Source organism: Paraglaciecola sp. 2405UD69-4 (assembly GCF_047525415.1).
In the GTDB taxonomy this organism is placed as follows: domain Bacteria; phylum Pseudomonadota; class Gammaproteobacteria; order Enterobacterales; family Alteromonadaceae; genus Paraglaciecola.
In genome coordinates, this window is sequence record NZ_JBLIXM010000002.1 from 379,961 (window position 1) to 404,602 (window position 24,642).

Annotated in this window: 15 protein-coding genes; 7 read left to right on the top strand and 8 right to left on the bottom strand. The window is 38.8% G+C overall.

The genetic code is table 11. The features are described 5' to 3' along the window. Window positions 1–151: 151 nt before the first annotated feature. The 3 genes from ACMUMK_RS08225 to ACMUMK_RS08235 all read right to left on the bottom strand — a co-directional run bounded on the left by ACMUMK_RS08225 (window position 152) and on the right by ACMUMK_RS08235 (window position 3,705). Window positions 152–2,329 (bottom strand): exonuclease domain-containing protein, encoded by a 2,178-nt coding sequence (locus ACMUMK_RS08225; protein WP_414700649.1) that lies wholly within the window; start codon window positions 2,327–2,329, stop codon window positions 152–154. A gap of 310 nt (window positions 2,330–2,639) precedes the next feature. Beyond that, a complete protein-coding gene (locus ACMUMK_RS08230) occupies window positions 2,640–2,993 on the bottom strand; it encodes a tRNA-binding protein (protein WP_414700650.1) in 354 nt (117 codons plus the stop codon). A gap of 178 nt (window positions 2,994–3,171) precedes the next feature. Further along, window positions 3,172–3,705 (bottom strand): hypothetical protein, encoded by a 534-nt coding sequence (locus ACMUMK_RS08235; RefSeq protein WP_414700651.1) that lies wholly within the window; start codon window positions 3,703–3,705, stop codon window positions 3,172–3,174. Window positions 3,706–4,072: 367 nt separating this feature from the next. On the opposite strand from ACMUMK_RS08235, the gene ACMUMK_RS08240 reads away from it, so the two are divergent. From ACMUMK_RS08240 to ACMUMK_RS08255, 4 genes are all read left to right on the top strand, one after another. Beyond that, window positions 4,073–6,724: a P-loop NTPase fold protein gene (locus tag ACMUMK_RS08240; protein ID WP_414700652.1), complete on the top strand. Its 2,652-nt coding sequence runs from the start codon at window positions 4,073–4,075 to the stop codon at window positions 6,722–6,724. Between the two features lie 15 nt (window positions 6,725–6,739). Further along, a complete protein-coding gene (locus ACMUMK_RS08245; RefSeq protein WP_414701389.1) occupies window positions 6,740–7,354 on the top strand; it encodes a tetratricopeptide repeat protein in 615 nt (204 codons plus the stop codon). 181 nt (window positions 7,355–7,535) lie between these two features. Next, window positions 7,536–8,270, top strand: a complete 735-nt coding sequence (locus ACMUMK_RS08250) for a PEP-CTERM sorting domain-containing protein (protein WP_414700653.1) — start codon at window positions 7,536–7,538, stop codon at window positions 8,268–8,270. A gap of 975 nt (window positions 8,271–9,245) precedes the next feature. After that, window positions 9,246–11,219: an acyltransferase family protein gene (locus ACMUMK_RS08255; RefSeq protein WP_414700654.1), complete on the top strand. Its 1,974-nt coding sequence runs from the start codon at window positions 9,246–9,248 to the stop codon at window positions 11,217–11,219. Window positions 11,220–11,331: 112 nt separating this feature from the next. Here the strand turns inward: ACMUMK_RS08255 and ACMUMK_RS08260 are convergent, their stop codons facing one another. From ACMUMK_RS08260 to ACMUMK_RS08270, 3 genes are all read right to left on the bottom strand, one after another. Then, entirely contained in the window at window positions 11,332–11,727 is a 396-nt protein-coding gene (locus ACMUMK_RS08260; RefSeq protein ID WP_414700655.1) for an MmcQ/YjbR family DNA-binding protein, read from the bottom strand. Window positions 11,728–11,924: 197 nt separating this feature from the next. After that, window positions 11,925–12,488 carry a phosphoribosyltransferase gene (locus tag ACMUMK_RS08265; protein WP_414700656.1) on the bottom strand — a complete coding sequence of 188 codons (564 nt, stop codon included), beginning with the start codon at window positions 12,486–12,488 and terminating at the stop codon, window positions 11,925–11,927. A gap of 111 nt (window positions 12,489–12,599) precedes the next feature. Next, a complete protein-coding gene (locus tag ACMUMK_RS08270; RefSeq protein WP_414700657.1) occupies window positions 12,600–13,811 on the bottom strand; it encodes a lipoprotein-releasing ABC transporter permease subunit in 1,212 nt (403 codons plus the stop codon). A gap of 130 nt (window positions 13,812–13,941) precedes the next feature. On the opposite strand from ACMUMK_RS08270, the gene ACMUMK_RS08275 reads away from it, so the two are divergent. The 3 genes from ACMUMK_RS08275 to ACMUMK_RS08285 are packed head-to-tail and all read left to right on the top strand — an operon-like array spanning window position 13,942 to window position 19,543. Then, window positions 13,942–14,550, top strand: a complete 609-nt coding sequence (locus tag ACMUMK_RS08275) for a PilZ domain-containing protein (RefSeq protein WP_414700658.1) — start codon at window positions 13,942–13,944, stop codon at window positions 14,548–14,550. Further along, window positions 14,550–18,044 carry a transcription-repair coupling factor gene (gene mfd, locus ACMUMK_RS08280; RefSeq protein WP_414700659.1) on the top strand — a complete coding sequence of 1,165 codons (3,495 nt, stop codon included), beginning with the start codon at window positions 14,550–14,552 and terminating at the stop codon, window positions 18,042–18,044. The genes ACMUMK_RS08275 and mfd overlap by 1 nt, the downstream gene beginning before the upstream one ends. Continuing rightward, window positions 18,044–19,543 carry a CsiV family protein gene (locus ACMUMK_RS08285; protein ID WP_414700660.1) on the top strand — a complete coding sequence of 500 codons (1,500 nt, stop codon included), beginning with the start codon at window positions 18,044–18,046 and terminating at the stop codon, window positions 19,541–19,543. The genes mfd and ACMUMK_RS08285 overlap by 1 nt, the downstream gene beginning before the upstream one ends. 557 nt (window positions 19,544–20,100) lie before the next feature. Here ACMUMK_RS08285 and ACMUMK_RS08290 read toward each other — a convergent pair. Together ACMUMK_RS08290 and ACMUMK_RS08295 are read right to left on the bottom strand one after the other, a co-directional pair. After that, window positions 20,101–22,725, bottom strand: a complete 2,625-nt coding sequence (locus ACMUMK_RS08290) for a TonB-dependent receptor plug domain-containing protein (RefSeq protein ID WP_414700661.1) — start codon at window positions 22,723–22,725, stop codon at window positions 20,101–20,103. A 755-nt stretch (window positions 22,726–23,480) separates the two neighbouring features. After that, on the bottom strand, window positions 23,481–24,638 hold the full coding sequence (locus ACMUMK_RS08295) for a pyridoxal phosphate-dependent aminotransferase (RefSeq protein WP_414700662.1): 1,158 nt from the start codon (window positions 24,636–24,638) through the stop codon (window positions 23,481–23,483). Window positions 24,639–24,642 lie beyond the last annotated feature (4 nt).

Consider the following 24,642-nt stretch of genomic DNA (forward strand, 5'->3'; position numbering starts at 1 on the left):
AGAAAATTAAAGATGACTAAGATTGATTGCTTATCTTACTTAGTCATCTTTGCTGCTAATCACTAAACCAAATAACCTGTTGTTCTTTTGATTTTTAATCAAACCCCGTCCCATCAAAAGGTTAACTTTGCTAACTTCTGTAATGTTAAGCTTACGTTATTGCTTCTGAAAACTCGTACTTACGTTCATTCACTAAATTCAATATTTGTGCTGTAGCTTGTGCATCACACAAGGCTCTATGATGATTGACAAGGGGTATCTCAAAATGCTCACACAGATTAGCTAGAGAGTAAGATTTTAGCCCAGGAAAATACTTTCTTGATTCTCTAACCGTACACAATTTTGGCATGCTAAATTTTCGTTCTATACGCTGATATTCTTTTTTGATAAATCCATAATCAAAGTTAACGTTATGGGCCACAAAAATACATCCCTGCACAAAATCAGTAAACCTATCTGCAAGCTCGCAGAAAAGTGGTGCGTCCGCAACCATACTGTTATTAATTCCAGTTAGCTTGGTAATAAATTTTGAAATATGCCGTTCAGGGTTCACTAAGCTTGTCCATGTATCGACCACTTCACCGTTTACTACTTTTACTGCTCCTATTTCAGTAATACGGTGCTGAGGATGTTTGCCGCCTGTGGTTTCAATATCAACCACTACATATGGCTGCATAGGATCTACACTCCAAGTAACACGACAGACTCGCACATCAAATCCAGCCCCTTGCAGCGCATTCATGGTAACAAATTGGTTAGGCCTTATTGAATCGCCGGGTGCCTTTACCTCTTCAAACCTTACTTTTCCCTGCTCAACTATCATTAAATCTGGGTAGCCATCCTTCAAACCCTGATAATTTTTTGCCATGGCTCGTAAATGCTTAACCACAACCTGTAAAGGAGCGGCATGCAGAAATATAGATATAATTTCCATTATTTTGGCGTTCCAGCGGAACATGCCGTTGGGTTGTCCGTAATATTGAGTCGCTATTTTAGTAAGATAAAAGATTGCTTGTTGCGGTGTTGAAAACATCAATAGCCGCTGTTCAATTGCTTCACCCAATTCTTGGTAAATTGTATTGTCTTTTACCATTTTGGGTCTTCGGTCAAATTCTGTGGCTATGGAGTCGGCTTGAAGGTTATATAATTCTTGCCAAAATGTGAGACCAAATAAAGCATTGAATAAACGATTTTCGGTTCTAAAAGCTATTGCACCTTGGCGCTGATAATACTGCTTAACGCCCATTTCTACTTTATCTTTATATAGCTCATCTATCACCAGCTCCACGCTATCTTCTCGTAACGTTTGGGTGAGTTTACTTAGTTTTGACTGGTGATATTTACGTTGGTAAAAATCTTCTGCAAATAGCAATAATGCATCATCTAAGGAGTTATCTATGAGCTGTTCCAATTCAGCTTTTACCTTTTCTTTTTCTCCCATTTTATAGAGCTCTCTTAACCATTTTTCCTGAGCCTTGTGGTAAGAGGAGGCACTGAGAAACTCCATTGCCAAAGGAGTGTCTATGCTCAACAACTGCTTGCCTAATAAGTAAAAATACTCATCCCTAAGCTTTGCAGATTGCAAACAATCATCTTCAACAGCTGGGTATACTGACACGCCTTTACTATGCCGCGCATAGTCTTTAAAATCTAATTCATTCCGTTTTACTTTTTCTACTTTAGAACGGTAATAAAAGACACTTTTAGCCTGCACTATACTGTTAAATCTAGCACTAGACTTTGTATCTTTGGTTCGTGTTCTTAATACGCCCAAGTCACGCATAGAAAACTTGTTTAGGCCGCTATTAATATCGCCAAAGAATAAAAAAAGTAAATATGCCAAATAATCTTCAAACTTTTTAACTAAAAATTTATCCGCGAGCTTAGATGTAAGCCACTGATTAATCGAGCAAACTTGTTCAGCCTGCTCTAGTATGGTTGTTTTACTGGCGCTTTTTTTCACAGCATCAGCATGATGACGGCTAAGGAGTTCAATCAATTGCTCTTTAGTTAATTCCTTTAACCACCCTTGAATATCTTTTGAACTCAACTTACCCAGAAAGCCTCTATCAGCCAAGGTCTGCAATTGAAGTGGGCATTCCTCAATCTCTTTATAAATCATTTTATCTATATTAATAAAACGACTCTGACGATTGACCACCCTCACAAACATACATTGAGCCCCATGGGGAAGTTCTTGATAAGACCTTATAAACTTTTGACTGGCTTCATCTAATAAATCTGCGCACTCCTGAGTGAGAAAATGAATAATCTCATTAAAATGATCTAGATAGTATTTCTCTGGTAAGGTCTTAATTTTTCTAAGCATTGGGAGCCCAACTAAGTAATAACAAAATCATTATATACAGTAGTTTATACAGTTGTAAAATGCTGGGCATATAGATTTCAACCACGATGATCTAGGTGGCTAACCTTGTAGTCGTTTATCAAAAGGTGAATATAAGTAATAGCTTGAAAACGTAAGCTGAGTGCTTTTTAGATTGTTGAAAAGCAAACTAAAAGAAGCTTTCTACAGCCTTAACTTTTATATAAGGGGCGCATACATCTGGGCTAAAATACGGAACTAAGTAACGGGAGCCTAAGTGTAAGTGTCCCGCTGACTTGGTTTGTTAGTTGCGTTACCCAGCCCTTGTGCCATTTGGCATTTCTGTCTCTGGGCATGCTAGGCATGGTTGCAATTTGTCTTCATAGCCAATGTCAAACAACATTCCTTGAGAGAGTTCACCTGCCATCTTTCTTTCAGGTAAGTTGACTACAAACAAGGCTTGCTTACCCTTAATCTCTTTAGGGTTTTCTCTCTCTTGTTTTATGCCTGCCAATATTGAACGCTTATGATCACCAAAGTCGACTGTTAGCTTCATGAGTTTATCCGATTTTGCTACTTCAGAAACATCTACAATTAGACCAACACGAATATCAATTTTAGCGAAATCATCAAATGCAATCTCATCTTTAATGGGAGCATATTTCATACTTCTAACCTCAAATTTAACTTGCGCACATGACGCTCCAAGCTGGAGTTTTAAGAGCGCTTTTCAGCGAACGACGACTAATCATGACACCCATTCTAAAAATTAGCAAAACACTCACTTTCTTCTAAACTTTAAAGACTTAATGTGATTGTTATGTTTTTTATACCACAAGGTTTAGTTACCAATCAGCTGCATACTGTTTATTTGCTTTAAAAGCTTCTATCTCTAGAGGTGCTTTGTCGTAACCAAATTTAGCTATGTCAGAGAAGTGCTGAGTTATCACTTGGTCAAGACTAGACATTTCGATTTGAAGTACATGAACCAATTCATGAGCCAATTTTGGTCTATTAAATTCATATCCATTACGAACATAAATGGAATACCCGAAAACCTGAGCATTATTGGTGATACCTTCGCCAATAAAACCTAGTGCTTCACCTAATGTTTTTAAAGCGAAGTTTTCGTATGGAAACGGAACGTCCTCAACATGTACAATCCTGACCTTCTCTGGTTTTTGAATTCCTATATCAGCTGCCAAAGCTAACTCTCGTGAGTTTAACGGAATTCCTAACTCTAAGCCTTTTCTCTCTGTTTCATAAGCCCAGTCAACATACTGTGGTATTAATATGCCTGAAATGATTTTCTGGTATGACAGTACTGTGCCAATAATTAAAACAACTAATATTAGCACTGTATATTTGAGAAACTTCATTCAATACAAACTCCTTTTAACTTGCAGAAAAACCTAACTTTCCAATAACGGGCACAGACATGTGGGCTAAAATGCAAAGCAGCCCACGTCCATGCGTCCCAGTGACCTAACTGAGTTGACGACTAATCTTGACACCCATTCTAAAAATTAGCAAAACACTCACCATAAATCCGAAAAAATCAGGAAAATGACTTAATCAAAAATGTTGTTTTCTACTATTTTTAAAGTGAGTGTCTTTGGTATTATTTTGTTACCAATATAATATTGTTGGTTTCTTCCTTGGGTAAATTCTTTTAACATCAAGGCTATATTTTCACAATCAGAGCTGATTCATGGATACAGAATCACAAAGTAAAGCAGACGCATCATGAAAGAAAGTGACAATTTCACGCGTTTAATTCAGGTTAAAACACTTCCTGAAGGCCAACTAGAAGATATCCTCTTCAAACTATATGATAAAGACCCTTTGTTTCCTGCTTTATTAGCAGCTCGAGCCGCCTTGCGGCAACTACCCTTGGCAGGGCATAAAGAGCGCTTAGGGTATTTGGAAACAGATAGAGATGCACCTATTAATAACGATGCGAATACTCAAAGTGGTGATTACCCAGATAATAGAGCATCGTTTCTTCTAGCTATATCTTTTATTATTCAGAAGGTCATTTCCCTATCACTTTCAAATCCTAGCTCAAGAAAGTTTGAACAAATACAAGCCGCCATCAATAGGCTGGAGGCTCTTGTTAAGGAGGCAAATGCTCGATTTAACGAAACAAACGGCAAGACTGGTCATAGTTGGCACGGGGAGTATGATAATTTTTTCAAAAATGCTGCTTACAAAAGCGTATATATCGCTGCTGCTGCCACAGCTAATGCTGCTCTTTTATGTACAGATAGTAACGCTAAGGATGGTTGCATAGAACAGGCTATTAAAGGTATTAATGCTGTTGATGAGTACAGCAAAGCAGCAGCAAATTATCATGTTACATCCGAAGACGTAATAGCTGCAGGGGCTGACTTAAAACAGAATTTTGGTCCTGATCTAGAACAAGCACAGCAAGGGCTAAGTATTGGTAAACTTGCAGGTTTACCTTTGTGGAAATATACGGCACACAGCCCCGTGTTAACTATTTATAAAAATATGTTTATACCAGCTGTCGAGCGTCTGATCAGAGAGGTTCAGCGAAGCTCTCAAACATCGGCCGATGCATTGAACAAAACTTTAGTTGGCATTAAAAATTCACAGGAAGAATATGTAGCTAGTGCAGTTCTTGCTGCTGAAAGTGATGTCCAGCTGTTAGATAAACTAGGTCGTGAAAACCTAGTTAATGGTTTAAGAGATTTACTAACTCATAAAGAGAACAATGAACATTTAACTGTGGGTTTGCTCGGTCACTGGGGCGCGGGTAAAACCCGTGTTTGTGAGTTATTGAAACAAGCCATTCAAGAAAAACAAGATAAAAGTTGTGGCTTTTTATTTGGTGAATTTAATGCTTGGGCTTACGAACACAGTGAAAATCCTCAAGCGGCTATGGCCCATGAAGTCATTAAAAGCTTAACCACTTGTTCTTACACAGTTGATGTTTCAGAAGGGGAAGGTTGGTTACTTAGAATATGTACGCCTTTTAAAAATTTGCTCGCCGTGGCACTTTGGAAACTAACAGTGCGTACTCGATTAAGTCTGGGGTTTATGATTGCTAAGTACCCATGGCGACTCATTATGTTGGTTGCTTGGCCGACGCTAGCCTTGGTATTGGTGAATTACAGCTTATCTTCTGGTTTGAGCAAAGACACGCTGCTGTCATCTCAAGGGGTAACAGGATTAGGTGCCATTATTACCGCTTTGTTTGCCATATGGCGTATACCTAAAGAGCTTAAAGTGTTACTTGCTCAGCCTTATACCAAAGAATTACTCAGTTATTTGAAACTACCAGATTATGCAAAGCACATTGGCCAAATATCTGAAATGCGTAATGATATTGAGTTGATGGTGAATATCCGTTTGGGTACCGAACAAGGGAATAATCAATACGGACTCGGAAAAATATTACCACGCAGACGTTTGTTGTTTGTGGTAGATGATTTAGACAGATGCAGTCCAGCAGGTATCGTTAAAACCTTTGAAGCCATTCGCTTGGTACTTGATTTACCTCAAGTGATAGTCGTAGTGGCTGTAGACCAACGTATTGCTTTAGCTGCATTGGCTTTGCATTACGAAAAACTAAGGGTGCATCATCAGCTGAATGATGCTAAGTCCATAGCTCGAGACTATTTAGCCAAGATGATCCAACTACCCATAGTCGTTAACGATGCTGATTCCAATACTTTAAAAGGTTATATGAGCCATTTATGGAAAGATCCAGAAGATAAACCAGGCTCACCACCTTGGCTTGATTGGTTAGCGAATAAAGATTCAACAGAAATACTTAATGATCAAAAACAAAGCAAAGATCCGGGGAAATCTGAAAAAACTGTAGAGCAAGGCGCGACAGAACAAGAGTTAGCCAAATGGGTGTCAGACTTACCAAAACCGCAACTCAATATAGCAAATAAACAAAACTTTGGTTTAAGTGATAGACAAAAAGCTGCCTTTGCTTATTGGCATGAGAAATTTGCTTTGGGAAATGCCCGTCAGGTAAAACGCCTATATAACAGTTATAACTTGATGCGTTTGGTTTCAAATCAAGAAGATACACCGATAGATATGGACCAAGAGAAATTTTGCTATGGTCTGCTCGTGACCTTGCTAGTGACGGAATACATTAATGGCATAGAAGATAATCCATTACGTTTTTCCTTAGGTCAATGTTTAAAAAACAAAGACGCGGGCAGCGAAGAGAAATTGACCAATATAGATGCATCGCAATTAAGTGCATTTAGACACGCCATATCCATCATTGATGCTAGCGCAAAGCAACGTTTTGAGTCATTGCCAATAGAAAAGCGTTACAGTGCCATGCTGGAATTTGTAGATTTGTTTGTGTTACCTGCCATTGATGAGGCTGCACAAAAAAATAAATCATAAGGATAAGCTGGGTTAATCGACGGCGACTTTCAGGCAGCATACTCAAATCTTACTATTGCCTATCAAGCGCAGCCAACACCAAGCAACGCCAAATTAATCTTTCAAGCGCTCAGCAGCTTACATGGTAAAGATAAAGCGATTAGCTTTTTAAGAAAACATATACAAGAGCAGCCAGCCGACGTGCAAAATCAATTGCTCTATGCTGGCTTGTTACTCACAACCAATACTGATAATGCAATAACTACATACCAACAAATGATAGAACTGAGCCCTAATAGTGTAATCGCACACAACAATCTCGCATACTTGTTAATGGAAAAGGGCCAATTAAAATATGCCCACAAATATGCGCTTAATGCATTATCACTTACCTCAGATAACATCATGGTACTCGATACCCTCGGCAGTATTGAATTAAAGCTAGGAAAAAAAGAGAAAGCACTAGAGCGATTTAAAATGGCTTACTCCGTCAGTGGGGGTAAGTTAGAAGAGCAAACGTGGCTTCACTACATAGAATCATTGCTGGTGAAAGGTCAAAAAGAGCTAGCCAAGCGCCGTATTGGGCAATTCACACCCATTAGTAAATCGGTGACTGAGAAATTAGCGCAGTTACAGCGAGATTACTTTTAAAACAGATTGTCAGATAATTTTACAAAGATACAAATCGTAAAATTATCTATCATTATAACTTATTGTTAATACGAAAAAAGTACATCTCGGCATATTATATGCTTATTAAAGTATTGTATGCTTTTTAATATGAAATTTTATTAAAGGCTCCAAAGGTAACTTGGGAAAATAAGTTAAACAGATGCAGCAACAAAAGGAAATCCGCATGAAGAAACTACTAAATACTTTACTTCTTGGCTTCGCTGCAACAATGTTTAATGCTAACGCAGCCATCATCGATGCCGACACAGATGATTACAACGCATATAAAGACACAGATACTGGACTAGTATGGCTAGATTTTGGTGAGAACAACAACCAATCGTATAATTATGTTGCGTCACAATTGGGCGAAGGTGGTGAATGGGAAGGTTGGCGCCTTCCTACTATCGACGAGGTTTATACCATGTGGGCTAATGTCGCTAATTTGGACAGCGTCGACGCCGATTACGAGAATCCGGACTATAATGGTACGGGGCGACTTTTTGCTTATGATTACAATTCCAATGTTGCTGGCGGCGATGACTCCGTGTGGGATGCGACGTTTGATGTCATAGGATTCAATACCAGCTTTAGCGGGCATTATTCTAGCTACAACAATACCTTAGGATGGTTTGATGGTACGAATGGGCTATCTTTCTTGCAATATTCGGATTACACGGACCAGCTCGCGGATACCTTTCCGTGGCGTGATCAGATAGTATTGGTGGACTGGGTTGACCGTTCATTTGATTCGTATCTTGACTTAACAAATAACTATTGGAGCACTTTATTAGTCAGTTCAGATGACCTGGCTGTCAGTGTCAGCGAGCCGACTACGCTTGCAATTTTAGGGTTGGGTCTTTTAGGGTTTGTAATACGTCGTAAGTCACTTTAAATAATAAATTGCATTCGACACCTGCATTCACCCATTGCGCCCAACGTTGTCGATAATCATCAAAAAGCACTTGCCTATTTGGTAGGTGCTTTTTGCTCATAAAGCTGCGTTAATCGACGAATATGGTTCTTCAATTTGAAATCGTTATGTGTTCTTTTTTGAATTGATAGTCTAGGAAGTCAACCCCTTTATCTATTTTTCCAATAATGGTTTTAATGGCCTTCCTTAATTTCCACCTAAACGTCGATAACACATTAATGTCATCCATGTAACGCCTGTAAAAAACAGGTTTATTTTCCATTATGTTGTCTAGCTCATAAAGATAAAAGCTGGATATCAGCGGGTTTTATGGACAGTCTGATAAGATGACTTGTCTGAAATCAGTAAACAAACCACCCGATTCAACACTTCGTTTTAGATATTATGACAATAAATTCATTACCAGTTTACATTTAATGTAAACCGACAACTGATCTAACAAGATTTCATGATTAATTGACTCAGAATAATATTTAACTTCGGTTCAAAAAAAGAATTACTCTGCCCCAATGACGAAGTTTAAGCCTTACGCCTCAACGGTATACAAGACTGTTATAAAATCAAACCTCGTAAAGCGGGCTATCGTTTAATTTATCAAGTTCGTGATTTGGAAGTCATTGTTTCAATTGTGGCTGAAGGAACAATAGAAAGAAACTCTGTTTATAAAATTGCAACTAAACGTATTTAGTAATGCATCTTAAAGATGCAGCAAAATTGATTGCTGATCTTTCTTAGTCATTTTTTGCTACTACTAGCTCAAACGAGTGGTCTATCATGCGCTCAATTTCAGTTTTAAATGGTATTTCTATAAGCTAACAGCAATGCAGGTTTATTATAACCCTAAAGCCTTACTTGGTAAGAATACAAAAATTTAGCCTTGCATATTGTCAACTACGTCCATAAAATTTTACGCTTAATGACAACAATGGATTTTTTATGACACTGGGTTTTATAAAAGGAATTGATGGGTTAAGAGCGCTAGCCGTGCTTAGTGTAATACTATACCATTTAGATCCAGCATTATTACCTGGTGGTTTTACAGGTGTCGATGTTTTTTTCGTTATCTCAGGTTATGTAGTAGCAAAGTCATTAAATAGTAGAAAAGGTCAGCCATTTAGCGCATTTATTATTGACTTTTATAAACGAAGAATTTTACGTATTTATCCAGCGTTGTTAGCTTGTATAGTTCTTACGAGTATAATCGTTGTTTTATTTATTCCAAAATTTTATGTCAGTCGTACAATTGAAGAAACAGCATTAGCGGCCTTTTTTGGAGTAAGCAATTTTATACTTGCGTTCAATACTGATAGCTATTTCTCTCCTAGTGCAGAATTCAACCCTTTTATACACACTTGGAGTTTAGGTGTAGAAGAGCAGTTTTATCTAATATTTCCATTTTTGTTCTACCTTTGGACAAAAGGAACATTAAAATATTCACTTCACTTTTTATTTTTACTGTCTTTCGCTTTTTGTTATTACCATACAACCACTAACGGTAACCATGCGTATTATTTAATATCAAGCAGATTTTGGGAGCTTGCGGCAGGTGCAATCTTATTTAAGGCTCACCTTACTGGTTGGCGTTCACCTATACTGTTAAGTACTGCACATTTAACAATAATAGGCTTAATTTCGATTTTAATTAGTCTAGTCTTTGCTGATAAATCACATTTTCCATTTCCTTGGGCGATATTTAGTGTATTAGGAACCTGCTTTTTAATACACGCCATTGTCAACAGTCATAATGAATCTCAAAAAATGTTAAACATTTTTAAATCTTCTTATGCAGTCCATTTTGGTAAACTATCATACTCATTATATTTATGGCATTGGCCGACATATGCCCTTTTTCGATGGACAGTGGGGCTAGAATCATTAATCGAAATTACATTTGCTTTGGTAACAACTTATGTATTGTCATTTATTTCTTTTTACACATTAGAGTCTAAATTTCCGCATTTTACCTTTATCAAAGAGCTAAGTAGCAAAAATATACTGTTTGGTGGACTAGCTATAATTTTTACGTGCTTTTTCTTATCGAATAAGGGATTTGACTCACAACCTTGGAGGAGTTTAAGCAATACAGCCAATCAAGATATTTGGTCTCCTTATACAGGTATGCCTACACCAGAATTAAATTTAGAACTTTCAGGAAGGACTTTGTATGTATTGGGTGACTCTCATGCTGGGGCCTATGAAAAAATGCTTGCACAATTATCCAAAGAGACAGGCTTAGAAGTAAAGGTATATTCTAAAGGTGGTTGCGGTGTAAGTAACTTAAAGACCCCTGTGTTAGTTACAGAAAACCCATGTTATAAGAAAATTACCAAATGGCTAAAAACCATAACAGATGAAGCAACCAACCAGGATATTATTTTTCTTGCTACACTTAAAATGTATAGGTTAGCCAACCAAGCTAGTATCCACCCAAGTGATCCTCAAACAATAATTGATTTGCAGTTTAGCAGTGAATCCAAAGTAAATAGGAAGCTAGCACTGGCAGAAACATTAACCTTACTAGAAAACCTCTCATCTAAGACTCCAATGATAGTTTTGGATGCACCAAAGCCCGTCTTTAATTATATTAACTTTCGATGTGCAGATTGGTATACCCAAAGCAATCCGATATGCAGTAAAGGTAATAATGAATCACGTTTATTTTTCGAAAATTTTAAAAAGCCTACATTTGAATCCTTAACAATAATAAAAAACAGACTTTCTAATGTGACTATTTGGGACCCGACTCAAATATTATGTACAGATGAAACCTGCTCCTCGTATGATGGAAATTTACCCTTGTATTTCGATGGAGATCATCTTTCTGGTCATGGAAATAGATTATTATATCCATCCTTTAAACAACATATTTTGAACTTAGTTGACCAATATACATCATCTGGAGGTGATTAAACTTCTATGTCTTCAATTAGAAAAATAGTTTAAATGTGCAATCGTCGTTCTCAATACGCTTTAACTTTTCAGAGTTTAACTAAGTTCTAATATGTAATTGCTTTTTATTACACTAAAGCATTATCTGGATTGATTGCTGGTCTTTCTTAGTCATTTTTGCCACTACTAGCTCAAACGAGTGGTCTATCATGCGCTCAATTTCTCCCTGAGGGATAGAGCCGTCAAGTATTACCGTATTCCAGTGTACTTTATTCATGTGGTAACCGGGTATTACCGATGGGAATATATCTCTTAACTCAATGGCGTGAGTTGGATCGCACTTAAGGTTCATCCAATATACTCCATCACCTTGGCTATTCTTGGCTTTTCCCTTACCCATTTTCCCTAGTGACAAAGTAGCAAACATCTTGGTTTTCACTTTAAACACAGCTACTCCCTCACCAAATGGATAGTCTTCTATGGTGAATGGCTTTTGTAATAAATAGCGTTTGGCGAGCAGTTGATCCATAATTTAATACCCGAGATTAACTCACAATGTAGTGATTCAGTATTAGGTTTTTACCAAAATTATACTAGCACAAGTTTACTAACTGACAGCAGACCTTGGCTTAGGCTAAGTAAAAATAGATTTCACTATTAAATTTTACTCAAAAAAAAAGGCAGAGAGCCTGCCTTTTTTAATTTTATGTGTTTACTAACAAGGGATTAGTCTTGTTTTAGTAGGTGCATGACATTTTTTAAGTCTGTCTTACCTTCAAGAATTTCATCTGGCGTTAGCCCCGATATTTCATGGGGGAACACCAGCCACTCGTCAGTTTCATGTACAAAGTAGTCTGGCACCATTTCTGTTTTATTGTTGCTTGGTTTGTAATAAGGGCAAGCTACACGAACATCTTTAGGCATGTTTGCCCGTGATAACTTTTTGATTTGCTTAATGAGAGCATCAACGCTTCGCCCTGAGTCAAACACGTCATCAACTATAAGCAAGGAATCATCAGCGTTTGCGTTTTCTATCAAGTAATGTAAGCCATGTACTTTGATAGTTTTAGATTGTTGATCAATCCCATAATAAGAAGAGGTGCGCACTGCAATATGGTCAGTTTCAACTTTTTTAAAATCAAAATATTCCTGAACTGCAATACCTATAGGAGCGCCGCCACGCCAAATACCAATAATAAAATTAGGGCGAAAACCGCTATCGTATACTTTAGCCGCAACTCGGAATGAGTCTTCTAGTAACATTTGGGCGGTAATAAATGTTTTTTGCATTGAACTGATAACCTTAACTGTATGAAACGTTTAGTGAATTTTGCCTAAACGTTAATGAGCGCGGTATTGTATATCGAAGCGACATTCAATTCACCCTAACATTTGAGCTTTTTAATCGTACTTAAGTGCTTCAGCGGGCTCTACCTTAACCGCTCTTATCGCCGGATACACACTTGCTAGAAAGCATAATACTAAAGACGTTGCCATTAAGATAAGAACTTGTGGCCATTGCAAGTCAATTGGCAGCCCTTGCCCGTTAGCACCAAAGTACACTGGGATATTTAACATCACTATTATGTTATTAATTTGACTAACAACAAGGATCCCTAGTAAAACCCCAATAATAGTGCCCTTCAAACCGTTATAAGCGCCGTTTATTAAAAATATCCACATGATTTGCGTTCGTGTCATGCCCTGGGTAAGCAGTATCGCAATATCTCCTTGCTTTTCAGACACTACCATTACCAGTGCTGAAACTATGTTAAAGGCTGCCACCGCTATGATAAGAAGCAGCATTAAGGACATCATGTTTTTTTCCATTTTAACCGCGTCAAATAAAACGCCTTGGCGATCACGCCAATTAGTTGTTTGGTAACCATGGGAGCTCAATTCCTCCACTACCGTTTTATAGTCAAAGGCATCATCTAAAAATAAACGTACCTTGGCTAAGTTTTGGGTGCTGTCTCTTAATAATCTGGCGGCATCATTAATATGCAGCATGACAACTTTGTCATCCAAAGCAGAGCTCATATTGAAAATCCCCACCACTTTAAAAACTCTTTGGCTATACATTCTTCCAAACGGGCCGAAATAACTACTTTCAGACGCCAATAAACGGGCCTTATCACCCACTCGCAGGTTTAACTTCAATGACAAGGCACGGCCAATCACCACTCCGTATTCGCCCTGTTGTAAATTACTAAAGCGCCCCACTAACATATTTTCAGCAACCACAGAGGACTGCTCCATAACGTTGGGCTCTACGCCATGAAATATCACCCCTTGTAATCCCTGTGATGATTGTATTAACCCTTCAGATTCTATAAAGCTGCTAGCCACTAAAACACTTGGGATACTTTCAAAATCTATGTTTTCATAATTTGCTTCGTTGTGAGGAGTGACCAGGACATGGGGAGTAATTCCCAAATTACGAAGCTTCAATTCTCCTTCAAAACCGTTCATCACAGACAAAACCGTAATTAACGCTAATAGCCCTAAGGCAATCCCCACCACAGAGAAAAAATTAATGAACGCAATAAAATGACTGCCCTTTGAGGCTTTGGCGTAACGTAAACCGATAAAGGCGGAAACAGGATAAAACATGGGAATGTGGTTCTTATTTAGTTATAAACAGTTGAAAAATAACCTGTTAAGTATTGGTATACTCTAAAATGTTGTTGAATAATACGTGCTTGAATGAAATCTAACAAGCAAAGCTAACGCCGGAGATCCTATGCAGCACCTAACGCTTGAGCAAAAGTACGAACAATTTGAAGAGTTTTTCATGATAAAACATGTTGTTCCGGTGAATATGCGCTTGTTAGAACCATCATTTACCTTACCGAATGCTGAAGAGCTTGGCGAACACATGCCATTTGAATTTCAAATTGCCAATGAATTATCCGAGATTGACAGTAAAGCATTAAGACCTTTATTAAGTTTAGGTGAACATGCCTCTCAGTTGGCGGAATATCTAAACCATCAGTCTAAAAAAATAGACTTGATGATGTCCCTAATACTGCAGCAACATGCCGATCAAGCTAACAGCCATCAATCCATTCAGTTTGGCGGAGGCGGTTTGGTAGTTGAATCGACAAAGCCTTGGGATTTAGGGGCCAATGTTGAAGTAAAGCTATTTTTAAGGGAAGAAGCTGCGGCTATTTTTTGTTTCGCTGAAGTTATTGCTTGTAAGCAAGTAGAGGATACGTACCATATATCGCTAATATTTTCCCGTATACGAGATAAAGACCAAGACTTACTGGTCAGAGCCAGTTTACATCTGCAAGCCGCGAACTTGCGTAAACGTAAAACTCAAAATATGAACCAAAACGAAAACAATTAATGACTCACAGTATTTTTTCACCGCCATTACCTAGTAACACTCAAAAATCTAAAAATGACATACGCCACTGGGGCAGCTTGCAAGGGAGTAGTGCTGCACTGGCCATTGCCACAGCCGCTGAAGAAGCAAACGGCCCTTTGCTATTAATTACAGCCGACACCCCAAGTGCGATAAAATTAGAAAAAGAGCTTGATTACTTTTTACTTAATCAAAGTATTAATGTGCAGTTATTCCCTGATTGGGAAACCCTACCCTATGATAACTTTTCGCCTCATCAAGATATAGTTTCGCAGCGCTTAGAAGCCTTGTATCAGCTAACTCAACATGAGCGAAGTATTTTTATAGTACCTTTGAATACCTTGATTATGCGTATGGCGCCAGTGGATTACATTGGCAAATATTTACTCATTTTAAAGGTACAACAAACCCTTGATATTGTGGAGTTTCGTTCTGGTTTAGAGCGTGCTGGCTACTTACATGTTAATCAAGTCATGAATCATAGTGAGTTCTCTATTCGTGGGAGTATTATTGATTTATTCCCTATGGGGAGTAGTCACCCCTATCGTATCGATTTGTTTGATGACGAAGTAGATAGTATTAGGCACTTTGATCCAGACACTCAACGCTCTGGCGACAAGGTAGATGAAATAAGGCTATTACCAGCTCGTGAGTTTCCAACAGATAAGGCCGCTACCCTATTATTTAGGCAACAATACTTAACTAAGTTTGATGCCAACAACAGCAAAGAGTCTATTTATTATCAGGTAGGTAAAGGGTTAATGCCTGGCGGTATAGAATATTATCTCCCGCTGTTTTTTGAAAAGACTTCATCTTTATTTGAATACCTTAATAAAGATACCACCATATTGATGCATGGGGATATCCAACAAGCCCATGACAACTATTGGAAAGATGTTAACAATCGCTACGAGCAACTTCGTTACAATTTAGCCCGTCCTTTGTTAGACCCTGCTGATATATTCATGCGTTCAGAAGAACTGTTTTCAGCCTTGAAAAAATGGCCAAGGGTACAGATTTCAAGCGACCCTATTGATAACAAGGCTGGCCATTACAACTTCAATACTAAGCCTATCGGCGACATTGCTCTTAAGCCCCAAAACAAGGTGCCATGGACGTCTTTAAAACAACAAATAGAAGAGTGGCAAAAGCAAAAAGTAAAAGTCCTATTTAGTGCAGAATCGGCAGGTCGCCGAGAAGGCTTGCTAGAAATACTAAATAAAGCTCAAATCAAACCCAAAAATCACAAGCAGTTTGATGAGTTTATATACGGTGATGATCCAATTGGAATTACAGTTGGCGCAGCAGAATTTAGCTTTTTAATAGAAGATAAAGACTTAGCCGTTGCATTTATTACCGAAACAGAATTGCTTGGCCATAAAATAAGCCATAGGCGCAAACGTGATACCCGCCAAGGTACTGACGAAGGTGCGATAATTCGTAACTTAGCAGAATTACAGCTTGGCCAACCAGTGGTGCACCTTGATCATGGTGTTGGACGATATTTAGGATTACAAACCTTAGATGCCGGTGGTATCACCACAGAATACCTCACCATTGAATATGCGAAACAATCAAAATTGTATGTGCCTGTATCTTCTTTACAGCTAATTAGTCGCTACAGCGGTGGCGATATAGAGCACGCTCCCCTGCACCACTTAGGAACCGATACCTGGTCAAAAGCTAAGTCTAAAGCAGCTGAAAAAGTGCGTGATGTTGCAGCACAACTACTAGATGTTTATGCACAAAGAGCAGCTAAGCCCGGTTACGCCTTTAAAATTGCATGGGATGAGTACCAAAGCTTTTCTGATAGTTTTCCTTTTGAAGAAACCCTTGACCAACAAAAAGCCATCAATGCCGTGATACAAGACATGGGATCGGCCAATGCAATGGATAGGCTGGTATGTGGTGATGTAGGCTTTGGTAAAACCGAAGTAGCGATGCGTGCGGCCTTTATTGCTGCAAACCAAGGCAAACAGGTTGCGGTTTTAGTGCCTACCACATTGTTAGCCCATCAGCATTTTGAAAACTTTAAAGAACGCTTTGTTAATTTCCCCTTTAACATTGAGGTTTTGTCTCGATTCGTTAGTGCAAAAGACTCAAAGCGAGTCGTATCAGCCATTGGCGAAGGTAATGTAGACATAGTGGTAGGTACTCATACTCTGCTTCAAGAAAAACTAAAATTTAATGATCTAGGTTTAGTAATTATTGATGAAGAGCACAGATTTGGTGTGCGCCAAAAAGAGAAGTTTAAAGCCTTGCGGGCAGATGTAGACATACTAACCCTCACAGCTACGCCAATACCACGAACCTTAAATATGGCATTAAGTGGTATGCGTGACTTATCAATTATAGCTACCCCTCCAGCCAAACGTTTACCCATAAAAACCTTTGTGCAACAGCGTAGCAAGGACTTGATCCGCGAAGCCATAATGCGGGAAATTCTTCGTGGTGGGCAAGTATATTTCTTACACAATGAAGTTGACACAATCGAGCGTACCGCAGAAGAAATAGCCGAGATAGTTCCCGAAGCAAGGGTTGTAATTGGCCATGGCCAAATGCGTGAACGCGAACTAGAAAAAGTCATGTCTGACTTTAATCATCAACGTTTTAATGTGTTACTTTGTACCACAATTATCGAAACCGGTATTGACGTGCCCTCTGCCAACACTATAGTAATGGACAGAGCTGACCATTTAGGCCTTGCCCAACTACATCAGCTTAGAGGACGTGTGGGCCGCTCTCACCATCAAGCCTATGCCTATTTGATGACCCCACATCCAAGGCGATTAACCAAAGATGCTAAGAAGCGTTTAGAAGCAATTTCTTCATTAGAAGAATTGGGAGCCGGATTTGCACTTGCTACTCACGACTTAGAGATTAGAGGGGCCGGAGAGCTACTTGGTGATGGTCAATCGGGACAAATATCAAGTATAGGGTTTACCTTGTACATGGACATGTTAGAACAGGCCGTTGAAGCCCTAAAACAAGGTAAAGAGCCGTCACTTGATTCTGCGCTATCAGAACAAACGGATATAGACCTAAGACTACCAGCGCTATTTCCTGATGACTATGTGCCAGATGTGAATCAAAGACTATCTCTTTACAAAAAACTAGCAGGTTGCCAAGACGAGCGGGCAATTAACGAGTTCCAAATAGAGTTAATTGACCGCTTTGGCTTGTTACCTCAAAGCGCTAAAAATTTACTTGATGTAACTATGCTTAAACTCACAGCTAAAAAAATAGGTATATCTAAGATGGAAGGCACCAACAAAGGTGGCTTTGTGGAATTCTCGCAACAAACCCAGATTGATCCGGGCTTCATCATTAAACTAATTCAATCACAACCCAGAATTTATAAATTAGATGGACCACAAAAACTGAAATTTAACGTGCCTACTGATTCAGCCAAAGATAGACTTAAACTATTCACTGATATGTTAAATGAATTTAGCCAACAATTAAGAGCTGCTTAATGAGACACAAATTAAACACTTTACCCGCTACTACTAAGCCTTTTTTCAAGCTAAATACGCTGAAACGAACCCTACTCGGTATAGGAATTTTAGCTGCATCCCAGCAAGTAAAAGGGGCAGAGCAAGAGTGGTGGTTTGATGTAGAAGTGATCTTATTTGAACGCTCACTTGAGTCTGATGACGTATTAGAAACCTTTAAACAATCGAGTCTAGCTCCTAAGACAGCGAATACCTTAGATTTACTGACCCCTTACTTAACCCCAGATATCTCTTACTTAATCGCTGGCCTCCCCTATTGCGAGAGCTCAAAACAAGAAGAAATATCAAAAGCGGAACAGCAAAAGTATAAGTTTCCTAATACAGAGTGGGTTAATAGCTTATCAGATGCCTTAGATGAACTGAGTTTCCCCGATACAAATTCTGAAGCCACTATTACGGAAGCTTTAATCCCCACACAGCAAAGCTCACAATTTACCGAAAATGCTACAAATACAAAGGTAATTGATTTAACAGGCGAAGGCGAAGAAGAGCAAGAGTCAGAAGCCTATGTTAGTCAGCTTACTCCTATGTCTTACATTGAGTGGCAAATACCCAAACAACTGCCCTGTGCTTACGCACAACAAATTGAGCCAAAATTAGTTTTAAACCCGGCGAATAGTAATACCTACCCTCAAGACTTAGTGCCTAAGGTCCCCGTGAAAATAAACGGAATTGAATGGCAAACAAAAATGTCAGCCTTCTTGCTACCAACGGATACCTTTAAGATGGATCAGTTGTATGAAAGTATCAAATACCAAAGAGGTATCACGCCCTTGTTGCACCTAGCATGGCGCCAACAAGTAAGCTTTGGTCGCGAAAATGCCAACGCTATTCGATTATTTGCTGGTAAAAACTATGGTGATACCTATATGAGTAATGGTAAGCCATTACCTCAAGATACTGATGCATTATTTGATAGCTTATTAGCCGAAGACGACATCACCTACGTGCCAGAATCTGAGCGATTAGAGCAGCTAAATACACTTGATACGACTAAAAATTTATCAGCTGACGACTCCTCTACAAACCTGTTTGCAAAAATAGATGAAGTCCTGGATGACTCTGTGGAGCTAAACCTAACAGAGTTTTTAACTACAATGGAAGCAGCAGCTATAGACGAAGAGCAATCTGAAGCTGTAAAAACCGATATATGGCAAATAGACGGAGAGCTCGCCGTCTATTTAAGAAATATTGGCCGCGTACCCTATTTACACATAGACAGTAATCTTGACTATCGCCACCCTATTGTTACAAACACACAGTTAATAAATTTAGAAACTGCTAACTCCCTTGACGATAACCATGAGCAAGTTGAGGTTTTAGAAAGTGTTAATTTCGACCAGTTAAGAAGAGTGATTAGTAAACAGATACACTATTTTGACCACCCTCTCTTTGGCATGGTAGTAACAATCAATCGTTATAAATGGCCAGAGGTAGAGACTGACGAAGGGAGTGAGTAATACTTTTAAGTTCTCATCCTAATTGGGAGGGTGTTTGTCAATTATGTATGAACCTCTCCTTGTCCCCTTCAACATCGCATGTTAAATAATTTCTCACTATATTACTTATGTACTTATCTAAATACTGGATAAGCCAACCCTTTCGCTAACACTTTTTTTGTGCCTATCCTCATTGGATGGTTTTTCAATAACACCCTATTAGGTACGACAATCCGTCTTGCTATACACTCAAAATTTCATCATTGAGTGAGCCTTTAACTAGAAAGGTTTGGGTAGGCCGCACCAAGCCATTGAATTATATCGTTAACATCAGTTTTAACGATACTCTTATCCTTAGCTCAGGTTAAGCAACCTCAACCAAAAGCACTGACAAACCGTCACCGCCTTTTCGGCCCTTTAGTTGTCATAATGCCTACAACCACAAGATCGACTCCTTTCGATATAAAAGCAGATTAAATGCAAACTACACTCAACTCCCCTTTAAAACGCTATCCTTTAAACACAAAAAAGCCGTCACAAGTGACGGCTTCTTATAACTAACTTAAATAAACTTTAGATTACCAAGTGTAGTTTAAGCGTGCGTAGTAGTAACCACCTTGCCAGTCAACAGCATTGCTAGACCAGTAAACAGCACCACAACATTCATCACCTTCATCTTCATCTGGGTACGTATCAAACAAGTTACGAGCACCAGCTGCTAGAGTTAGAGAGTCGCTTATTGAGTATGTTAACTCTACATCAAAGAATACAGTAGGGTCGTACTCTTGAATGTTTGTAGCATCTGAATCAATAGCGTTCTCATATGAACCATATAGGTTGGCACGAACTAATACGCTAAGTGCATCAAAATCATGCTTAGCAGATACTACACCTTTAAATACAGGAGCATTGTTTTCTAAATCAAACTGATTTTCATTGTTTAAAAACTCAGAAGCATCAGAATCAATTTCAGTCTTGTTGTAGTTAATAGAACCTGTAAATACAGTGTCATCCATAGTGTATGTAGCAACAATGTCTACACCAGTAGTAATGGTATCAAATGCATTTTGGAAATAGTTAACACCACCAATAGACTCTGCACCTTCAACACCTGCAGAAACCAATGCTAGGTAGTTTTCATATGCATCACCTGAAGTTTCATCAGTAGACACATCTAAAGTAGAAACAGCATAGAAACGGTCGTCAACAGCAATTCTGTAGAAATCAATAGTAGTAGTTAACGAGTCAAAGCTACCAGAGAAACCTAACGAGTAGTTAACAGACGTTTCTGGTCTAAGTGCTTCTGCACCTAGTGCTTGACCAACATCACTTAACGCAGGGAATAAACCAGTCGCTACAGGTAAACCATTTGGTAAACGAGTAGATACGTTAGTCGTACCTTGTTGACCAGGAGTTGGTGCTCTGAAGCCAGTACCTGCAGAACCACGCATGTTAATTTCGTCAGTTAATGTATATTTAAACGCTACTTTACCTACTAACTCAGAACCGAAATCTGAATAATCTTCATAACGTAAAGCTGTTTGAAGGAAAAATGCATCAGAAATATCAGTACTTGCATCAACATATACACCAAATGAGTCACGCTCATAAGTACCTGAATACTCTGGTGAATAACCAGGGAAACCGTTTGAACCCACACCCACTACGTTGTATACCGCATCATCAGGGTTAGAACAATCAAGTGTAGAGCCTGTTGCAATAACAGCTAATCCTGCTGCAGTTTCAGCGCCATCGGCACAGAATCCGTAAGGGTCTGAAGTTGCAAAGTCACCAGCGATATAAGAAGCTTCATCACCTTCAACTAGCTCATAGCTTTCTTCCATGTAAGATGCACCAAATGCAAACAACACTTCATTAGCCATACCTAAGTCTACAAACTGAGTGAAATCAGCAGTAAGTTGTAATTCTTCGTTAATCAAATCACCTGGACGGAAAGAAGTAGGAGAATCTTCACCTAAAGATGGGTTGATAGTATTTTTAAGGGTATATTCGATTTTGTTCGAACCAAAACGACCACTGAAGTCATATGTCATTTCATTCGCAAATTCACCTTCAATACCACCTACGATAGAAATATCTGTGATATCACCAAAGAAACGCGGGGTAAAACCACCAGGGAATTTCTCAAGTGGAGAATACAAAGAACCATCTTCATTACGAAGGTTTTCTATCGTACCGTTACCAGGGTAACGATAATAGAAACTTCCGTCACTTTCACTAGCAGAGTAGTTACCAAAAGCATAAAGTCTTGTGGTGTCGTTAATCTCGTAACCAGCGTTAACAAACAAACGTTGTGCTGAAGCATTAGGTTGACCCCAAGGCTGAACTACATTTTCGCCACCAAGGTTAGCATCACCTAAACCAGCTATAAATGACTCTTCTGTATAACCAGAAAGAGACGTATCAAAACCAGATCCTGATAAGAAATCTTCAGACGTTGAATCAACACAAGCCCATGATTCACAGTATTGCTCAGAACGTGAAGTTGAGCTTTGGTCAGAGATTTCACCAGAAACACTAACAAAACCTTTATCACCTAAAGCAAAACCTATGTTACCTGTAACAGTAAATTGCTCACCGTCACCTTCGTAAAATTGCCCCATATCTAGAGATAAAGAACCACCTTCACTATTGTCTTTCAATTGAAAGTTAATTACACCGGCAATCGCATCAGAACCATACTGAGCGGCTGCACCGTCACGTAATACTTCAACACCTTTAAGAGCAGACGATGGAATTGTTGCAATATCAGGTCCTTGTGTACCTGAACCACCGATTTGAACTAAGGCTGATTTATGACGACGCTTAGAATTAATTAAAACTAGAGTTTTATCAGTCGGCATACCACGTAACGTAGCTGGGCGAATAAAAGATGCACCATCAGAAATTGGCTGGCGACCAAGTGAGTATGAAGGAACTAATGTTTTTAAAATATCGTTGGTATCAGTAAACGGAACAGCAACCAAGTCATCTTCACTGAACACATCTACTGGAACAGGAGAATCTGCTACAGATCGTGGTGCACCACGAGAACCTGTGATAACAATTTGTTCTGTGCTCGCATCATCTGCCGCTTCTTCTTGAGCTAAGATAGTAGGAGATGTTATTAGCAAACCAGTGCTGGCCGCAATTACGGGTAAATTGCGTCGAATAGAACGACTTAGTGTGTGTAGCTTAAGCATGTATTACCTCTTATTGTGACAATTTTATTGTGCGCTTTATAATTTGGGAATTACCGAATAATCTTTAATCAGTACTTTGTTAACTATTCTTGTGTACTAATCTTGTGCAAAGCACTTACTAGGTAAAAGCTAGGTAAGTTATTACCTTCCCTGACTTTAAAAAAGCAACTCAGATGCCAACCGGAACCGATATTATTATCCATGGGTGCAATATTTTTCCTATACCCTGTTAGAACCATTAAAAATGCGGCGTGCGGGGTATTGCAGTTAGAAAAATAATTTCTAAGTACAATATAAAGGGATAAACAAAAGATTCACCCTTGGGCAAAAGCTCACTAATTTGGGCAAAAACAGTTAAAACGCACCTTTTTGATGCAAAGAAGTATTGTTAGTCTTTGTCGCCCTAGGTAACACTTTGTTACTAAAATAACTCATCAATACCTTAAAGGGCTCCATAGAATCTTAACGAAAGGTTTGCTAAACCTTGATAATATCTAGGCCTTTCAAGCACTAATGGGATAGAAATACTCCCAGATAAGAGAAAAAAACTGTGATGTCAGCCAAAGTTAAAGGGCTTTTGAGTGATTTTAAATAAGAAGTTTATGAAAGGAGTAGTAAAGCACCACAGAGGTGAAACAATGAACAAAAATGAGAAATATTCAGTAATTTACAAAAAACAGAAGACAAGATTGTAACAACAAATGTCACTAACAACTCAGATTTTAAGTTGTTAGCAACATGACTTTAGCTACTGATTAAGATTGAGCTAAGGTTTTTTCCAGTGCAATTGGCATTGCATCTACATACTTTTGTACATCTGGAATTAAGCCTGTACTTACTCTAGACCAATTAGTGTAATCACGGTAAATACCGCGGATCAACACATTTTGCTTTTCCATTTCTTTGCGGAATATATCAGCATTACCTTTACCTAAATCAACAAACACAAAATTTGTTTCAGAAGGCAAGGCAACTAGACCATTGTCTTTAACAGCAGATAAAATCATTTCTCTGCCTTCAACAATTTTAGATTTAGACATTTTTAAAAATGCTTCATCATTATAACTTGCTATTGCAGCCGCTAAACCAGCTTGGTTCATTGAATAACCGCCTAAACTGTAGCGATTGATTTCTGCTGTATTTTCTTCAGAAGCTATCATATAGCCAACACGCATACCCGCTAATCCATAGATTTTAGAAAATGTTCTAGCAACAACAACGTTATGGCCTTCTCTTACTAATGACATCATTGAGTTCTTTTCTGGCATATCAGTTACTTCGTTATATGCTTCGTCAACTAGAACTAACGCCTTTTTAGATGCCTTTATACAGAACTCACGTAACTTAACAGGATCTAGCAAACGCCCCGTAGGGTTGTTTGGGTTGGTGATCTGAACCATAGCAACATCAGGAGTAATAGCCGCATACATAGCATCTAGGTCTATCCCTAAATCTGCTGTTTTTGGTGTGCGCTTGATTTTACCCGCACCAATTTTCTGAGGCATTTTAGCTGTGGTGTCCCAGAATAAATCTGGACCCAATATTTTCCCCTTTGTTGAAGCCAACACAGCGGTATAAGATAAAACACCACTAGAGCCTGCACTTAAAGACACTTGCGAAGTACTAACTGAATTTTTTTCAGCAATCATACTTACCAAAACTTTATAAGGGTCTGAAGCGTAGTATGCGCCTTTTGTACTGGCTTCCATTATGGCTTTCATAGCAGCAGGGCTCGGTCCAAAAGGATTTTCGTTAGCGTTTAGCTTTGCTATCCCAGGTTTGGGGCCATACGTAACAGCGGGGCCTTTATGATGAGCGGCGACTGCTGACCCTGTAATGATACCACTAGCAGCAAGAGCAGAAGCTGCTACCGATCCTTGTAAAAATAAACGTCTACTTAATTTATCAGTCATAATT

Bases quoted from the DNA above. Each gene is read 5' to 3' on its own strand.
- ACMUMK_RS08225 (WP_414700649.1), bottom strand. From the start codon at position 2,329: ATGCTTAGAAAAATTAAGACCTTACCAGAGAAATACTATCTAGATCAT.
- ACMUMK_RS08230 (WP_414700650.1), bottom strand. From the start codon at position 2,993: ATGAAATATGCTCCCATTAAAGATGAGATTGCATTTGATGATTTCGCT.
- ACMUMK_RS08235 (WP_414700651.1), bottom strand. From the start codon at position 3,705: ATGAAGTTTCTCAAATATACAGTGCTAATATTAGTTGTTTTAATTATT.
- ACMUMK_RS08240 (WP_414700652.1), top strand. From the start codon at position 4,073: ATGAAAGAAAGTGACAATTTCACGCGTTTAATTCAGGTTAAAACACTT.
- ACMUMK_RS08250 (WP_414700653.1), top strand. From the start codon at position 7,536: ATGCAGCAACAAAAGGAAATCCGCATGAAGAAACTACTAAATACTTTA.
- ACMUMK_RS08255 (WP_414700654.1), top strand. From the start codon at position 9,246: ATGACACTGGGTTTTATAAAAGGAATTGATGGGTTAAGAGCGCTAGCC.
- ACMUMK_RS08260 (WP_414700655.1), bottom strand. From the start codon at position 11,727: ATGGATCAACTGCTCGCCAAACGCTATTTATTACAAAAGCCATTCACC.
- ACMUMK_RS08265 (WP_414700656.1), bottom strand. From the start codon at position 12,488: ATGCAAAAAACATTTATTACCGCCCAAATGTTACTAGAAGACTCATTC.
- ACMUMK_RS08270 (WP_414700657.1), bottom strand. From the start codon at position 13,811: ATGTTTTATCCTGTTTCCGCCTTTATCGGTTTACGTTACGCCAAAGCC.
- ACMUMK_RS08275 (WP_414700658.1), top strand. From the start codon at position 13,942: ATGCAGCACCTAACGCTTGAGCAAAAGTACGAACAATTTGAAGAGTTT.
- mfd (WP_414700659.1), top strand. From the start codon at position 14,550: ATGACTCACAGTATTTTTTCACCGCCATTACCTAGTAACACTCAAAAA.
- ACMUMK_RS08285 (WP_414700660.1), top strand. From the start codon at position 18,044: ATGAGACACAAATTAAACACTTTACCCGCTACTACTAAGCCTTTTTTC.
- ACMUMK_RS08290 (WP_414700661.1), bottom strand. From the start codon at position 22,725: ATGCTTAAGCTACACACACTAAGTCGTTCTATTCGACGCAATTTACCC.
- ACMUMK_RS08295 (WP_414700662.1), bottom strand. From the start codon at position 24,638: ATGACTGATAAATTAAGTAGACGTTTATTTTTACAAGGATCGGTAGCA.